Below are 15,805 nucleotides of genomic sequence, written 5' to 3'. Positions count from 1 at the left end.
CCGCGTTGTCGAGAACCTTCGACAGATCATCGGTCAACACCACCGGATCAAGGGTCGTGTTACCCGTGTTAGAACCCGTCACCGTGTACGTGATCACCTGACCAGCATTGACACCAGTGCCCGAGGCCGGATCGGCAGTCTTCGCGACTGTGAAACCGGGAACCGAGTGATTGGTCTCCACCGGAGGGGGAGTGATATCCGGACCGGTCGGCGGCTTCGCAATGCCGCTGACCTTGTTGTTCAGGACAGTGCCTGCGGCAACCCCGTCGTTGACCTTCACCTCGTAGGTGAGAACGACAGACTTACCGGCTTCGAGAAGACCAGTCCACGAAAGGGTGGTGCCCGACAAAGTGGGAGCAGTAGCAGGAGCACCGTCGACGATCGCCTTCAACGAACCAGGAACGACGGCAGCGTTATTGAGAACCGCACCCATATCATCAGTGATCACTACGGGATCTAGCTTCGTCTTGCCGGTGTTGGTGCCGGTGACGGTGTACTTGATCGACCCGCCGGCCTGAACAGTCGAACCGGAAATCGGATCAGCAGTCTTCTCCAAGGTGAAGCCGGGAACTGAGTGATTGGTCTCCACCGGAGGGGGAGTGATATCCGGACCGGTCGGCGGCTTCGCAATGCCGCTGACCTTGTTGTTCAGGACAGTGCCTGCGGCAACCCCGTCGTTGACCTTCACCTGGTAGGTCAAGACAACAGACTTACCAGCCTGGAGATTGGCGGACCACGACAAAGTGCTGCCCGACAGAGTCGGAGCAGCGGCAGGAGCGCCGTCGACGATCGCCTTCAACGAACCAGGAACGACGGCAGCGTTATTGAGAACCGCACTCAGATCGTCAGTGATCGTCGCGGGAGTCAGTGCCGTCTTGCCGGTGTTGGTACCGGTGACGGTGTACGTAATGGTGTCGCCGGCCCGAACCGTCGAACCGGAAGCCGGATCCGCCGTCTTCGTCAGCGTGAAACCAGGCATGGGATGCGTCGTGCAGAGATTGGTTGCAGGATCACATGTTGTCGGAGGATTCGTAGTCCCGGGAACCAGATAGTTGTTCAGTACCTTGTTGCCGCCATCTTTGACAGTAACGGTGTATGTGACTGTCCCTTTGCCTCCCGCCGGCAAGGTGCCGCCGACCTTGATCTTGTCGGGGCCGTTCAAAGCAGCGGTGAGCCCACCGGTTGCAGCCCCGACCGCGACAGTTCCGTCATCGATGACATCGGTGAGATAGTCCGTGTAGTCGATCGTCGCCGGCGCAGCGCCAGGGTTCTCGAAATTCAAAGTGTAGGTGATTGTTTGACCGATATTGACCGTCTCACCGGTAGGTGGTGACGAGGACTTCTTCACGAGAACCGGTGTGTTCTTGACCTTGCAGTACACGTTGTCGCCCGGCGTAAGTGCTGCCTGCGCGACGTCACCGACCCTGAGTGTCTGGGTCACACCGTTTACCTGGCAATCCCATGACGTCGCATAGTTCGCGGTCTTGGTAGCCGAGGTAGTTGGCTTCTCCCAGAAAGTGACAGGGGTGGGCGTGGTATCCGCGAGGAGCGTCCGCCAGCCAGTCGATGCCGTCGTATCAGTCGCACCGGTCGTGGTGCTCTTGATCTCGGTTGCTGCGGCAGCGCCCGCGTTTGCGTGGTGCCCGGTGCTCATGCCGATCGTGAAATCGTCACCGGGGGTGACGCGCGTGAGGTCCTTGTCGATCTTGACCTTCGAGAGAAGGACACCGAACGCCAGGCCCTGACGAGAGGTGGCCTGAACGGTATTTCCGAAAGTGGCTGCGAAACTTGTCGGAGCAGTCGATGCAACGACCAGCGTTCCGGGCGTGCGCCCCTGGCCATTGACGTTGTTCCACGAATCGCATCGGACGGTATTGGCTGGCATACCCGTCAGCCCACCGTCACAGGCCCGAATTCCGGGGTAGGCAGGATCACTGTCGTCACCGACGGTACGTGCGATCTGCCGTAGAGGTTTGTCCGAATTGAAAGTGAGGAATTCACGGTCGTTCGTAGTATTGATATTCGCGTCTGTCGACTCGGCGTCGGCTGCTACAAGCCCGTAGTTGTTGACGGCGCCATTCGGCCCCGTCATCACGATGTTCTTCAGCGAGACTGTTCCACCGGACTGACCAGCGGTGGCTGAGGTCTGGTAGATCGCCGGCTTGATCGTCGTCGGCACACCCGTGTACGCGGAAGTTCCCAACGCTGCATAGTGCAACGTGGGAAATGCCTTCGTTTCGATCCCCTGGTGATTCTTTCCTGCAACCGAGTCGGTGAGGAAAGCCTTGAAGTTGATCTTGTAACCGTCGGTGAGCTGGATTTCCATCGACTGCCCTGCCGCAGAAGCAGCCGTTGCCGCATCGAGCGTCGACATATCGATCCAGCAGATGTTCTGCGAGAACGGACCGGTGCCGGGGGCGCTGAATGCGCAGCCTTTTGCAGGCTGTTCATCCGGAAGAACAGCGGCGCGAGCCGGCGCCTGAGCCTGAACGGGACCGCCGAGCGTCGCGGCCGGCTGCGCTGACGCAACCACTGCCGTCGCGCCGGAGATACCGAGAATCATCGCGATGGCGGTCCACACCACCGTCCACGCTCGCACCCAGGGCGGGAGCCCTGCGGTGAATAAGGCCGACCTTGTCGGCGGAATGTCGTTAGGCATTTCTTACTCCCCAGGATGTGCCTGATCGATGTTCGGTGGACGGATATGCGAGAGCGCTGGCGCGAACTCCCGATTGATCGGTTGGTTCGGGTCGATGCTGTTTTCGGCTGATCGACCTCACACCGGACGCTGTTGCCGGTCCTGTCATTCGAGCTCCTCTTCGGAAACACCTGCGTGTTGGAAGAGCCGTCCCGAACAGGACCTTGGCCCTCGAAATCCGTGCAAATCGAGAGCAACCTTCCAGTTATCTGGACCAAGATAACAGATAACCGGGAGCTTGCCCATCGAAAGTCAGACAAAGCAGACCGATCGCCGTTTTTGTTCGTAGATCGGACAACATCAGGGAAGCGGTGTTGTCCAAGCGGACAATTCACCCACCGGAGTACGTCGCGACACCGAACGCGATGAAATTCGACGTTTTCGCTGGCCAGATCGGGTGAAAACCCGCGTCGAGTACGGCACCCAATCTGGACAAATGCCCAATATGCATAAGGCCTGTTGAGTGCACCACAACCATCTGAACCCGAGGCGAATCCTCGTCACTGAGTGGCGCAATACCATCCGAACAAACCGCTGAAATTGATCGAATTGATCCAGACCGCACCCAGCGACGGCTGCCGGTAACGAAGCACCCCCGGGGCTCCGATATTTTGATTGCGAGGCGCAACATTCGACCCGAAACCGGGCGTCCACCCTGGCACCAGACAGAACTTCAAGTCCGTTTTGTAGCTTTTCGGAAGGAGCGATTCTGCTCACTAGCTGCCGTGGCTATCTTCTGATCATGACCAGCTAGTCGTAAATTCAGGGGCCGTGGCTACCGTTGAGCAGAATTCTCGTAACTGGCGAGCAACAACCGGACTAACCAGCCAAGCATCGCAAGAGCGCCAAAAAGGGCCCCTCCACGCGCCTCGAGACAAATGCCTCGAGGGCGAAAGGGCCCGAAACAGGCACCACGGAGCCAAAGGCCCGCCGCAAACTAGCTGCTGCCGAACCCCACACTGTTGGCGTAGCGATCGAAATCGCCCTGCGCTCCGCTGTAGACGTTGATATCAGTGTTTCCGGTGATCCCGGGGATGCGTCCGGTGCTGGTGTACTGCCAGAAGGTCCAGTTGGACCAACCACCGGGCAGCGGGCCCGGTGCGTTCTGGCCGTTGTAATCAGCGATCCACAGCGGGTAGTGGTTGAACTCTGTGGTGTTGGCCATCTGAGTACGCCAGAAGTTGGGGTACGTATAGATGATTGGCTGCCGCCCGGTCAGTGCCTGGACGGTGTTCAGGTAGCGATGAGTCCAGTCGATGACCTGACCGGCAGGCAGTCCTTTTGCGTCCTCTAGATCCAGAACTGGCGGGAGGTCACCGGGTCCGTTGATACCCAGGACGATCGCCGAATAGAAGGCGGCCTGGGCTTCGGGGGACTGGCGAACGTCTGCGTAGTGGTAGGCCCCGCGCGAGACGCCGGCAGCACGCATGACCAGGCAATCCTGAATGAAGTACGGATTGACGTAGTTGAGCGACTCGGTGGCCTTGACCATCGCGAACTCGTGCCCTGACGCCTTGACCTGGAACCAGTCGATTCCGGTTCCGTCCACGTGCTGCCACGAAGACACGTCCGGGCCACGTGGCGCGTCGGCAGCGGCGAGGCCAGGTGCCGTGATCGCGATGGCAGCAGCCATCGCGATCGGGGTGAGCTTGCCCAGTGTCCTGACGATCCGTCGCTCGACCATTTCCCGAGAGTAAGGTTGACTGGTCCGTTTTGTCCGCTAATTCAGCGAATGTTCACTCAACCGAGCCAGTCGAGAACGGCCGCCGCAGTCCACGACTGCTGCATGCTCCCCAACGGTTCTCCGGTGAAAGGCTCGTAGTACTCGGCAAATGTGCCGTCGCTGGCCTGCCTCAACCCCTCCGAACGCAGGACGTGTGATCGCTCGGCCCATCCCCGACGCGCGAACGCCCACGAGAACAACCACGTGATGACCGGCCACACCGGGCCACGCCAATACTCCCGAGGACGGAAATCGCCGGAAACCGGAGACGTCGACGGTGGGACAGCAAATCGCATGTCCGGGTGACCACAGAATTTGGGCCCCTCGAAAGTACGCAACAGAGCGCGCTCGGCATCACGGCTCAGGCCGCCGCACAGCAACGGCGCAAACATCGCGATGGTCTCGGTATGAACCCATCGCCCGGTTCGAAGATCGAAATCCTTTGCTGCACCCGATCGTTCATCAGTGGTGGCAATAACACCCTGCCGGAATCGATCTGCCCAACCGCGCAGATCACGGACGTCGGAGTTCGGCCGCGAATGCTCCTCGCCGATGGTTGCCAAGACGTCGCATGCCATCGAGAAGACGGCACTGACAAACACGTCCTCGACGGCAAAACTCATGGCCGTTGCAAGCTGCGAATCCTCGTACCGCACGGCCTTCATCTCTTCGAGAAGCCAAAGGTAGCGGTCGTATTCGTGATCCTTGGGTCGCTGAGACAAGTCGGTCACCACCGCGAGATCTGCGCGCTGATACGCAGGCACTTGTCCCGCAACAACATTCGCGTACGCCAGATCCCATCGCGGAGAGTTGTCCATCCCCGATTCCCACCCGTGATAAAGCGCGATGCGGCCGTTGCCGTCGAGATCGCGGGCCTCCGCCAACCACCGGTGCCACCGAACCAGATCGCTCCAGCGCCGGTCCAGGAACTCTTCCGCGACCGCACGCGTCGTACGTCCGTGCCGACGCGAATGATCGAGAATCCGCTGCACCGCGATCGCGTGAACAGGGGGTTGGGTGATTCCCGATGTAGCGGTACCCAACGGAGCATGAGCTGCCAACGCATTGACATCCCAGCGCGTCGGGCCGGGGAAGTAGCCGTCGACACCGTTCGCGAACACGATGTGCGGAATCATTCCGTTCTTCCATTGAGCCGAGAGCAAGGTATCGAGCTCTACTACCGCCCGTTCGACGCTGAGCGGCGCCAAACCTACCGCGACGAACGCGGCGTCCCAGCTCCACATGTGGGGATACAGCTTCGGGGCAGCGCTGGTCATCGTGCCCAGGTCGTTTCCGCGCAGCAGGTAGGCAGCTCGGGCGGCGAGCTGAGTCGGGGTAAATCCGCGGTCGGCCATAGATGTCTATTTTGCGACGCGCGGCGCCTTTGCGCTCATCGAGCACGAACCGGGCGCCGTAACCGCAATAATGTGGGAAGTCCGTCAGGCGATCTCGGAATGGAGGCCTAGTGCGCGAGAAGATCAAAGCACTGCTGTTCGACGTCCAGGGCACAGCGACCGATTTTCACAGCACACTGTGCCGAGAGGCCCGTCGAATCACCGACGTCGACGTCGACTGGCCAAGATTCGTCAATCTCTGGCGCGCTGAGTACTTCGCGAACACCTCTGAGGTCGACAACGCTTCAGGCGAATGGGTGACAGTACATTCGGTGTACCGCGAGGCTCTGCGCAAGCTATTGGCCCGCGAGAGCATCGAGCTTTCCGATGCCGAACAGGAAGAGCTCACCACCGCCTGGAAATTCCTGGACCCGTGGCCCGACACTGTCGCCGGCCTGACAACCCTGCGCCAGCAGTACACAATCGCTGCCTTGTCCAACGCCGACGTGAACGCAGCGGTCAGCATCTCGCGCCACGGAAACCTGCCCTGGCATGCCGTCTTCACTGCCGAAATGGCCGGTGTCTTCAAACCGGACCCGAAGATCTACCACCTTGCCGCTCGGTACCTCGGATACGACCCGGCCGAGATCATGATGGTTGCCAGCCACAAATACGACATACGGGCAGCCAAGGCTCTCGGATTTCGCACCGCCTTCATAGCCCGACCGCTCGAATTCGGAGCAAAGGGAAATCCCGACGTGACCTATTCCGACGAGTTCGACATCAACGCCGACGACTTTCTGGATCTGGCAGCGCAATTGGTCCACTGATGCCGTGCCTGCGCGTCGTTGCTGGTATTCCTACGTGAAGGAATATCGAAACGGACAGGCGGTTTGAAATTCATGGGCTCCAGGGAAGACAGCGCTACCCGCGAACGCACGGCCCTGCGGTACTCGCTCGTGGTCGCAACCGCGTTGGCTGTGCTCGCCGCATTCTGGGGCTGGATCTCGCAGTCCCAGGTGATCCTGCTCGACGGTGTGTACGCCCTCATCGGAATGGTGTTGACGGCGCTGTCACTGCGGGTTTCACGGATAGCCGACTCGGGCCCCACCGCACGCTTCCCCTTCGGCAAAGAGGCATTGATCCCGGTAGTCATCGCCGTCCAGGGCATGGCACTACTGGCGACGCTCGCCTACGCCGCCGTCGAGGCGGTACGGGTCATCCTCGCGGGAGGAGCCGACGTCACTGCCGGATCATTGGTGGCATACGGCGCTGTCAGCGCAGTGGTGTCGATCATCATCTGGCGCTACGTCGGGCAAGTCGACCGCACGTCCGATCTACTCGTCGCCGAAGCCAGGCAGTGGGGAGCGTCGGCTGCATTCAGTGCGCTGGTCGCAGTAGGTGCTGTCGTCGCAATGATCCTGGGCCGCACCGATTTCTCCGACGCAGACCGCTACGTCGACTCCGTCTTGGTTCTCCTCGGCTGCGCGATGTTGGTCCCACAACCGTACGCACTTCTGCGAACCGCACTGATCGAACTCCTCGAAGGTGCTCCCGGCGAGAACGTTCAGGCCCGCGTGCACGAAGCCATCACTGCCGTCCGCGACGAATTCGGTTTGGACGAACCGACTCTCACCATGAGCAAGGTGGGCCGCAAGCTGTATATCGAAGCGACGTTCATGGTCGCGCCACACACCTGGGACATCGACGGTGAAGACGCAGTACGACGCTCGTTCGCCACCAGCCTCGCCGACCTTCCCTACGAACCATGGCTGAACATCGAACTGACTACAGATCCGTCACTGATGCTCTAACGACGGAATCTACTCTCGAACAACACAATCACGAAGACCGGACCCGGCTCGCCTTCCCGAAAAAATCCTTGACTCGAAAGTTTGTTCGAGTATGATGGGAGATAGAACGGGGGGTTCTCATGACGATCAGCATCACCGACGACGCTGTCACCGACGTGGTCAACAGCTCCGCCGTGGGTGTGCGCGCCCGACTGTGGCGGCTGCACCCCACCGACGTCCGCGAGATCGCCATCACCGCATCAGCGGAAATCCTTCGCCTGGAAGCTATTCGAGTAGCCGCCGTCGACACCCTGACGTTGAACCCGGACGAACAAGTACTCTGCTACCGCGGCACCGGACAGTGGCTCGCGAACCACACCATGCTGCAAATCCCCGCCGGCAGAAGAATCGCGGCCCTGGGAAAAGCCCTCCGCTCGTTCCCTGAGATCGAAGACCAATTCGACTCCGGCGACCTTACTTTCGAACACGCAGCACTGATCGTGGCGTTCTGTGAATCCCCACCCAAAGGAATGCCCGACGCCGCGCTACCGTACTGCCGCGACACACTCCTCGCCGCAGCATCCGGCGTCGAAGCAACAACGGTCAAACTGCGCTACGCCATCAGCGTCCTCGAGCACATGTTCGAATCCGACGACATACCACCAAGCGAAGACACCGACCGCAACGAACTACGCATCTCCGCGACCCTCAACGGAAGAGTCGCCGTCCGAGGCGATTTCGACGGCGTGACCGGAGAAATGCTTCTCTCCGCCCTCTCCCACCTCTCGATACCCACCCCCGCCACAGACGGCACACCCGACAAACGATCCGCCGCCACACGCAACGCAGACGCCATGGCAGAGCTCATCCGCCGCTACCTCGACAACGCCGCCACCGGCATCGACGGCGGCCAACGCCCACACCTGAACGTGCACATCAACGCCAAAGACCTCGCCTACCACCGCGAATGCGCCGCGGTCGCCGGCACCACAACAGGTGACGGCTCAACACCTGGCCCGGCCGAGGACGACGATCCCGGCATGCTGGATCTCGACATTCCCGATCCCGGCAAACAAGATCTCGATGTCGGCCACATGCCCTGGATGGGACCACTGAGCATCGGCCGCACCCGCATGATCGCCTGCGACTGCATGCTCGGCGCCGTCCTCCTCGACGAAAACGGCGCCCCACTCGACGTCACCCCACTCAAAAGGCTTGTCACCGCGGCACAACGAACCGCCCTGATCGCCCGCGACAAAGGATGCGCCTTCCCCGGCTGTGACTGCGTCCCCGCCTGGACCGACGCCCACCACATCAAACACTGGGCCAAAGGAGGACCAACCGTCATGGACAACCTGGTCCTGCTCTGCCGAACCCACCACACCCTGATGCACCGAAAACCCGGATTCACCGGGCAATGGGAAATCCGGATAGGCGCCGATCACCTGCCCTGGTTCATCCCCCCACCAGGCATCGACCCCGACCAAAAATCCCGCCGCTCCACCACCCGGCGCTGAACCCGGAGGTCACCGAGCAAACGCCCCGGTGACCCATTCCGGCATGCTCTCAATTGCCCGCCCACTCCAAAAGATCTTCGGCGGTCCAGGTATTGATCACCCGATCCGCTTCGACACCGCACTTTTCGGCCCGGTCACAGCCGTAGCCCTGCCAGGCCAGCTGACCGGGGGCATGGGCGTCGGTATCGATGGAGAAGAGACAATCGAGATCGCGGGCCAACTCGATCAAACGCGAAGGCGGGTCACGACGCTCCGGTCTGGAGTTGATCTCGACGGCGGTGCCTGATTCGCGGCAGGCCTCGAACACTTTCTCCGCGTCGAACTGCGACTCGGGCCTGGTTCCGCGAGCACCCTCGACAAGACGCCCGGTGCAGTGTCCGAGAATGTCGACACGCGGGTTTCGCACTGCAGCAAGCATTCTGCGGGTCATCGCCTCACGTTCGGACCGCAGCTTCGAGTGCACGCTCGCCACCACGATGTCGAGTTCGTCGAGTAGATCGGGATCTTGGTCGAGTGAACCGTCTTCGAGAATGTCCACTTCGATTCCAGTGAGGATGCGGAAGGGGGCCAGCTCGGCGTTCAACCCTGCAATGACGTCGAGTTGAGAACGTAGGCGCTCCGCGGACAGCCCGTTGGCGACAGTCAGCCGAGGCGAATGGTCAGTCAGAGCGCAGTAGTCATGGCCCAGTGCTGCTGCGCGTCGCATCATCTCTTCGATGGGGCTGCCACCGTCGGACCAGTCGGAGTGTGTGTGGAGGTCGCCGCGCAGGGCTTGTCGCAATGGGCTGTCGCCGATGGGCTCAGCCTGCCCCCGCAGTTCCTCGAGATACTCGGGGACGCCGTCGTACGACTGGGCGATGATCATTGCAGTTTTGGGCCCGATGCCGGTGAGAGCCTTCCAACTGTCGGATTTCCGGCGAGACTCCTTCTGCTCGTCCGACAATCCCGCAAAGACCTCCGCAGCTCGCCGATAGGCCTTGACGCGGTGCGTTTCGGCGCGTGATCGTTCGAGCCAGTAGGCGATCTCCCGAAGCGCTTCATCCGGTTCCATGAGACCACTGTTCCGTCAGCGGCGGCTTGCGGCAACCCTTGATCCACTTACGCTGTGGTTATGGACGATCCGAGAGCACGATTCGAAGCCGCGCGGGTGGCTCACCTGGCGACGGCTGACGCAGCCGGCGTTCCGCACATTGTGCCGCTCGTATTCGCCCTACTCGGCGATACCGTCTATTCCTGCGTCGACCACAAGCCGAAAACCACGACCGCTCTTCGCCGGCTCCGGAACATCACCGAGACGGGGCGTGCGAGCCTGCTGGTCGATCATTACGACGACGACTGGTCCGCCCTCTGGTGGGTCCGCGTCGACGGCCGCGCAGAGGTCCTCGACCCCGGCACCAAGGAGTCCGAGAGTGCAATCGATGCTTTGGCCGCGAAGTATCCGCAGTACGTGGATCACCGACCGCACGGACAGGTGATAGCTGTTCGCGATGTGGAGTGGTCGTCATGGTCCGCAGCAGCCTAAGGTTCTGTCCTAGTGTTCAAGGAGCGAAAGTGATTGCAACACTCTCAATTCGGACAATTTGGCGGGGGATCGATGAAACGACGGCAGTTACTTCAGCGCGCAGCCACAGGCCTGGCGCTGGTAGCGGGACCTCAGGTGATCGACATGGGTAGCAGTTCCGGAAGCAGTCAAGACGCAACAACCCCGTTGAACGAGCTCTTGTCGGTTGTTTCGCTCTCACACGTGAACGACCCAGCGTCGACGCCGATTTTTCCCGGCGATCCCGAGTTCACTCTCGACACGGCGGCAACCATTGCCGACGACGGCTACTACCTCCAGTACGTCAAGGAAGGTGAACACACGGGTACGCATTGGGGCGCGCCCGCGCACTTTCAGGAAGGTGGACTCACCGCCGACCAACTCGATCCGGCCGACCTCTTCCTACCCGCAGTGAAGATCGACATCCGGGACAAGGCTGCCGCCGATTCCGACTACGCCCTCACCGTCACAGACATTGAGGAGTGGGAGACGCGTAACGGCAAGATTCCCGATGGAGCGGCCGTAGTCCTCTGGACCGGATGGGAATCGCGCTGGGGTAGCGAAGAATATGCCAACTCCGACGCCGAGGGTGTCACCCACCAACCCGGCTTCTCGGTGGACGCGGCGCAGTGGCTGATAGACACCGGGCGCCTGGGCACGCGTGGCGCATTGGGAACCGACACCTTCGGTCCCGACCTCGGAAACGACGAAACCTACCCCGTCTCGACGCTCCTGTACGACAAGCGTCGAATCAGCCTGGAGAACCTGAACAATCTTGCCGCCCTGCCGACCACCGGGGCGAGCATCCTCGTCGGTAGCGCCATCAACAGGGCCGGATCTGGTTCGCCGGCAACGATCTTCGCTCTCCTGCGGCGTTAGGCTTCGCGGCGATCTCGGTAGACGACGACAGCGCCCTTCCCACTTCTCTTCGCCTCGTACATCGCCGCATCTGCTCGGCGAAGCAGAGTGTGCGCGCTGAGCGGCTCATCCGCAGAGTCGAACTGCGCGGACCCGAACTGCGCCGACTCGAGCTGCGCCGACTCGAACTGCACGGACCCGAATCCCGCTACACCGACGCTCGCACCCACCGACACCGATTTCTCGCCGCCAATCCCATCGCTGCTGAGGGCGTCGACGATCCTGCGAGCGACGACGACGGCATCGTCGAGCGGGCCCTGCAGGAGCACAGTGAACTCGTCGCCTCCGAATCGAGCGACAAACGCACTTTCGGGAACCGCTTCGCGCAAACGCGCAGTGAGAGCAACCAGTACACGATCGCCGGCCGGATGCCCGTATCGATCGTTGACCTGCTTGAAATCGTCCAGATCAACGAGCATCAGCACCCAATCGGAGTTCGTCAGGCGGTAGTTTTCGATGGCGCTCGCGAAGTGTTCGTCGAACGCGGCCCGGTTGGCGAGCTCGGTGAGCGGGTCGTGATGCGCTCGGTACCGGAGCTCGTCCTGGGCAGCGGAGATCTGTTGGAGGAGCGCGTCGTTCTCGAGGAGCGTGAGTATTTGGCGCACCAGCGCGAGAACCAGCACGACGACACCGAGTATCACGACCACGGCATCGAGGTTGCCGACGATGAGTGCCTGCACCGTCACGATCGTCGCGATGACCGCGATCAAGAGATACGGCAGCAGCAATTGAGTCCGATCGCTTCGCCAAGGTTGTAGGGCTGTGCGCGGTCGGGGCTCGGCTCGTTCGGCCAGTGCCGCCAGCGCGATCAACGGCGGCCCGGCGATGAACCCGGCGTCGGCGATGGTCGGCATACTCTCGGCGCCGATCGCCACCAAGTACGCGTACACGCTGTCCGACAGGGAGAGCATTACCAACCCGCACCCGAGGAACGTCAGCGGTACGCGAATCTCGGCAACGGCCTTGGGTCCGATGACCATCAGCAAGACCATCGCGATCAGAACGAAGTCGGTGATCGGGTACATCACCGCGACGAGAAACCCGAGAGACCCCGTAGGACCGGTGTGAACGACGGCGCCGAGGGCAGTCGTCCACGTGAGGATGAACAACCCACCGACCACGACAAGACCGTCGAGCGTCAGCACCAGCCACAGATGGATCGGACCGATCGCCTCACGCCGGGGCGACTGGCGTACCAGCGACAGAAGCGCCGGCACGGCAAACACCGGGAACATGAAGAATCCGATGTCCGCGATCGACGGCGACGGTAGTGGTACGTGGAGAACCGAGCGGTAGAACGCCCAGAAGAACATGCCGAGGGTCCAGCCGGCCATACCGAGAGCCATCAGAGTTCGCCAGCGACGCTCGACTCCGTGATGGCGCCGCGACGTCCACCAACAGACCGCAGTCGCGGTGGCGCCGCCGACGATCTGGGCGATATCGTCCACCAGAACCGAAGTTCGTGGGCTGAGCAGTCCGGATCCGGCGAGGGCGATGACCGCGACGACGACGCCGAGAACCAGCCACGTGCGTCGTGCTCGGAACTGCGTCATCGAAGGACCCATCGGTGTTCAAGGCGTCACCACCGATTGTCTTTCAGCCGGCTTCGTTGCGGCCGGCATGGTTGTGGTGACGAATGCCCGTACGAACCTACCCGATTTGGTAGCGGATTGTTAACTGGACGAACGATCAAGACCGTCCGTTAGGCCACGGCGCTGTACTCCGTTCGGGCCCTACGCCGCTGCGAAGTCCACTTCGCAATGACCCCCTGCGACGGGCTGAACAGGTACACCAGGGCGAACACGATGCCCTGCGTCATCACGACCATGCCCCCGGAAGCTGTGTCGAGGTAGTAGCTGACGTAGATACCGGTAATCGCGCAGATTGCGGAGATGACGGGAGCTGTCACCAGCATCCGTGAGAACTTGTCGGTGAGAAGGTAGGCCGTCGCCCCGGGGATGATCAGCATCGCCACCACCAGCACAACTCCGACAGCTTGCAGCGCCACTACCGAGGTGAGTGCGAGAACCCCGAGGAGTAAGGCACCGAGACGTTTGGGCGAGAGACCGATCGCGTTGGCATGGACCGGGTCGAAAGCGAACAACGTCAGATCACGACGCTTGATCAACAGAATGCTCAACGCCAACGCGCCGAGTATCGCGACCTGCAGAAGATCGGACGAACTCACCCCCAGCAGGTTGCCGAAAATGATGTGGTTGAGATCGGTCTGGCTTGGGGTCACCGAGATGAGAACCAAACCGAACGCGAAAAGAGTCGTGAAGACGATACCGATCGCGGCGTCTTCCTTGACGCGGCTGGTGTTACGGATCAGCCCGATCAGTGCGACGGCGATCAACCCGAAGATCAAGGCCCCTATGGCAAATGGAGCGCCGACGACGTAGGCGAGGACAACACCGGGCAGGACGGCGTGCGAGACGGCATCGCCCATCAGTGACCACCCGATGAGCACCAACCAACAACTGAGCACCGCGCAGACAACCGCCGCCACAACGGCAACGGCCAACGCGCGCACCATGAATCCGTACTGGAGAGGGTCGAGGAGCAGTTCTACGATGTTCATCGATCAGGTCCTGTCCATCACGTCGAGGCCGAAAGCCAGGGCGAGGTTTTCCGGTTGAAGCACGGTGTCCGGGTCGGAATGCACCAGAACCTTGCGCATGAGCAGTACCGCCTCGTCGCAGAGTTTCGGCACCGCGTGAAGATCGTGGGTCGAGACCAAGATCGATCGGCCGTCGGCGGCCAACTCTCGTAGCAGCGTCGAAATCGTTGCCTCGGAACGCTTGTCAACGCCCGCGAACGGTTCGTCCAGCAACAGTATCGACGCGTCCTGCGCGATACCGCGTGCCACGAAGGCGCGCTTCTTCTGACCACCCGAGAGCTGTCCGATCTGGCGATCCGCGAACTCCGTGAGCTCCACCCGCTCCAGTGCCGCGGCCACCGCCTCGCGATCTGCACGTCGTGGACGCCGCAAGAACCCGAGATGGCCGTACCTGCCCATCATCACGACGTCACGGACGCTGATCGGGAAGGTCCAGTCGACGTCTTCACTCTGCGGCACGTATCCGACGCGGCCACCCTTGCCCGCAGCGGCTGCGTCGAGACCCGCGATTCTCACAGAGCCGTTGTCCGGCTTGATCATTCCCATGATCACCTTGAACAGGGTCGACTTGCCTGAACCGTTCATTCCGATCAGTCCGCAGACGCTTCCGGAATTCAATGTCAGATCGACATGGTCCAGGGCATGGACCTCGCCGTAGTGAACGCTGACGTTTTCGACGCGAATGGCTTCGTTCATGATTTGCCGCCAGTGAGGCCGCCGAGAATGACGTCGGTGTCGTGGCGAATCATGTCCAGGTAGGTGGGCACGGGACCGTCGGCTTCGGACAGCGAGTCGACGTACAACGTTCCACCGAATTTCGCTCCGGTCGCCCCGACGACCTGCTGCATGGGAGCATCCGAGACCGTCGACTCGCAGAAGACTGCGGGAACGGAATTGGCCCGGACGAAGTCGATAGCCGCGATGATCTGCTGCGGCGTCGCCTGCTGCTCGGCGTTGACCGGCCAGATGTACGCCTCGCCGAGTCCTGCGTCCCTGGCCAGATAGGAGAACGCACCCTCGCAACTGACGAGTGCACGCTGACCTGCAGGCAATACCGCCAGGCCACTGACCAGGCCGTCCTGCACTGCTTGTAGTTCCGCTTTGTACTTCGCGCCGTTCTCCGCAAATGCCGAGGCGTTGTCCGGGTCGAGGTCACTGAAAGCAGTCACCATGTTGTCGACGTAGATCTGCGTATTCAACGGAGACATCCACGCATGCGGATTCGGCTTGCCCGCATAGGCGTCGCCGGCGATCGGAATGCCTTCGACACCATCGCTGACCACGACGTGTGGCACATCCAGTCCGTCGACGAACTTGGCGAACCATGCTTCGAGGTTCATGCCGTTGTCGAGGATCAGATCGGCTTCGTTGGCCCGGCGAATGTCGCCGGGTGTCGGCTCGTAACCGTGAATCTCCGCTCCCGCCTTGGTGATCGACTCGACGCGCAGATGATCGCCCGCGACGTTCTGGGCGATGTCCGAGAGCACGGTGAACGTGGTGAGCACTACCGGGCGGCCGTCGTCGGAAGCGGAATTCATTGCCGAACAGCTGGAAAGAAGCAGGGCGGCGAGGGCAGCAATTCCCAGGCGGCGGAAATTCTTCGCGTCGCGAGTCGTCATGATCGAACTCTAATATGTGGGTAAACAAATACACAAGTTCGTC

The 15,805-nt window shown here is 61.3% G+C and carries 13 protein-coding genes; 5 read left to right on the top strand and 8 right to left on the bottom strand.

All coding sequences use genetic code 11. From position 1 onward, the window contains the following. From ABWI03_RS27995 to ggh, 3 genes are all read right to left on the bottom strand, one after another. Positions 1-2,659 (bottom strand): DUF7927 domain-containing protein (locus tag ABWI03_RS27995; protein ID WP_353799004.1); only part of this gene is annotated, 2,659 nt, incomplete at its 3' end. Between the two features lie 976 nt (positions 2,660-3,635). Further along, positions 3,636-4,331 carry a glycoside hydrolase family 25 protein gene (locus ABWI03_RS27990; protein WP_370334015.1) on the bottom strand — a complete coding sequence of 232 codons (696 nt, stop codon included), beginning with the start codon at positions 4,329-4,331 and terminating at the stop codon, positions 3,636-3,638. Positions 4,332-4,438: 107 nt separating this feature from the next. Beyond that, positions 4,439-5,776: a glucosylglycerate hydrolase gene (gene ggh, locus ABWI03_RS27985; RefSeq protein WP_214889035.1), complete on the bottom strand. Its 1,338-nt coding sequence runs from the start codon at positions 5,774-5,776 to the stop codon at positions 4,439-4,441. Between the two features lie 110 nt (positions 5,777-5,886). Here ggh and ABWI03_RS27980 point away from each other — a divergent pair, with 110 nt between their 5' ends. The 3 genes from ABWI03_RS27980 (at position 5,887) to ABWI03_RS27970 (ending at position 9,065) form a co-directional block, all read left to right on the top strand. Beyond that, positions 5,887-6,585, top strand: coding sequence for a haloacid dehalogenase type II (locus tag ABWI03_RS27980; RefSeq protein WP_296556348.1), 699 nt, complete (start codon positions 5,887-5,889; stop codon positions 6,583-6,585). Between the two features lie 72 nt (positions 6,586-6,657). Further along, positions 6,658-7,569, top strand: coding sequence for a cation efflux transmembrane domain-containing protein (locus tag ABWI03_RS27975; protein ID WP_298774928.1), 912 nt, complete (start codon positions 6,658-6,660; stop codon positions 7,567-7,569). Positions 7,570-7,688: 119 nt separating this feature from the next. Beyond that, positions 7,689-9,065: an HNH endonuclease signature motif containing protein gene (locus ABWI03_RS27970; protein WP_298774897.1), complete on the top strand. Its 1,377-nt coding sequence runs from the start codon at positions 7,689-7,691 to the stop codon at positions 9,063-9,065. A gap of 49 nt (positions 9,066-9,114) precedes the next feature. Here ABWI03_RS27970 and ABWI03_RS27965 read toward each other — a convergent pair whose 3' ends face one another. Beyond that, entirely contained in the window at positions 9,115-10,116 is a 1,002-nt protein-coding gene (locus tag ABWI03_RS27965; protein ID WP_054831839.1) for a PHP domain-containing protein, read from the bottom strand. A 60-nt stretch (positions 10,117-10,176) separates the two neighbouring features. Between ABWI03_RS27965 and ABWI03_RS27960 the strand changes: the two genes are divergently transcribed. Together ABWI03_RS27960 and ABWI03_RS27955 are read left to right on the top strand one after the other, a co-directional pair. After that, positions 10,177-10,587: a TIGR03668 family PPOX class F420-dependent oxidoreductase gene (locus ABWI03_RS27960; protein WP_166813427.1), complete on the top strand. Its 411-nt coding sequence runs from the start codon at positions 10,177-10,179 to the stop codon at positions 10,585-10,587. A gap of 144 nt (positions 10,588-10,731) precedes the next feature. Continuing rightward, positions 10,732-11,484 carry a cyclase family protein gene (locus ABWI03_RS27955; RefSeq protein WP_235172381.1) on the top strand — a complete coding sequence of 251 codons (753 nt, stop codon included), beginning with the start codon at positions 10,732-10,734 and terminating at the stop codon, positions 11,482-11,484. Here ABWI03_RS27955 and ABWI03_RS27950 read toward each other — a convergent pair. From ABWI03_RS27950 to ABWI03_RS27935, 4 genes are all read right to left on the bottom strand, one after another. After that, positions 11,481-13,076, bottom strand: coding sequence for a GGDEF domain-containing protein (locus ABWI03_RS27950; RefSeq protein ID WP_298774894.1), 1,596 nt, complete (start codon positions 13,074-13,076; stop codon positions 11,481-11,483). The genes ABWI03_RS27955 and ABWI03_RS27950 overlap by 4 nt on opposite strands. Before the next feature lie 149 nt (positions 13,077-13,225). Beyond that, the gene (locus ABWI03_RS27945; RefSeq protein WP_235170844.1) at positions 13,226-14,104 is read right to left on the bottom strand and encodes a metal ABC transporter permease; all 879 of its coding nucleotides are present in this window, start codon (positions 14,102-14,104) and stop codon (positions 13,226-13,228) included. Between the two features lie 3 nt (positions 14,105-14,107). Then, positions 14,108-14,839: a metal ABC transporter ATP-binding protein gene (locus ABWI03_RS27940; RefSeq protein ID WP_298774889.1), complete on the bottom strand. Its 732-nt coding sequence runs from the start codon at positions 14,837-14,839 to the stop codon at positions 14,108-14,110. Next, entirely contained in the window at positions 14,836-15,762 is a 927-nt protein-coding gene (locus ABWI03_RS27935; RefSeq protein WP_200317116.1) for a metal ABC transporter substrate-binding protein, read from the bottom strand. The genes ABWI03_RS27940 and ABWI03_RS27935 overlap by 4 nt, the downstream gene beginning before the upstream one ends. Positions 15,763-15,805 lie beyond the last annotated feature (43 nt).

This window comes from Rhodococcus baikonurensis (assembly GCF_040489275.1).
Classification (GTDB): Bacteria; Actinomycetota; Actinomycetes; order Mycobacteriales; family Mycobacteriaceae; genus Rhodococcus_F; species Rhodococcus_F baikonurensis.
This window is presented reverse-complemented; position numbering and strand designations above follow the sequence as displayed.

Coding starts and splice junctions, on each gene's coding strand:
- ABWI03_RS27940 (WP_298774889.1), bottom strand. CDS start 14,839: ATGAACGAAGCCATTCGCGTCGAAAACGTCAGCGTTCACTACGGCGAG.
- ABWI03_RS27965 (WP_054831839.1), bottom strand. CDS start 10,116: ATGGAACCGGATGAAGCGCTTCGGGAGATCGCCTACTGGCTCGAACGA.
- ABWI03_RS27945 (WP_235170844.1), bottom strand. CDS start 14,104: ATGAACATCGTAGAACTGCTCCTCGACCCTCTCCAGTACGGATTCATG.
- ABWI03_RS27950 (WP_298774894.1), bottom strand. CDS start 13,076: ATGACGCAGTTCCGAGCACGACGCACGTGGCTGGTTCTCGGCGTCGTC.
- ABWI03_RS27990 (WP_370334015.1), bottom strand. CDS start 4,331: ATGGCTGCTGCCATCGCGATCACGGCACCTGGCCTCGCCGCTGCCGAC.
- ABWI03_RS27955 (WP_235172381.1), top strand. CDS start 10,732: ATGGGTAGCAGTTCCGGAAGCAGTCAAGACGCAACAACCCCGTTGAAC.
- ABWI03_RS27935 (WP_200317116.1), bottom strand. CDS start 15,762: ATGACGACTCGCGACGCGAAGAATTTCCGCCGCCTGGGAATTGCTGCC.
- ggh (WP_214889035.1), bottom strand. CDS start 5,776: ATGGCCGACCGCGGATTTACCCCGACTCAGCTCGCCGCCCGAGCTGCC.
- ABWI03_RS27970 (WP_298774897.1), top strand. CDS start 7,689: ATGACGATCAGCATCACCGACGACGCTGTCACCGACGTGGTCAACAGC.
- ABWI03_RS27960 (WP_166813427.1), top strand. CDS start 10,177: ATGGACGATCCGAGAGCACGATTCGAAGCCGCGCGGGTGGCTCACCTG.
- ABWI03_RS27975 (WP_298774928.1), top strand. CDS start 6,658: ATGGGCTCCAGGGAAGACAGCGCTACCCGCGAACGCACGGCCCTGCGG.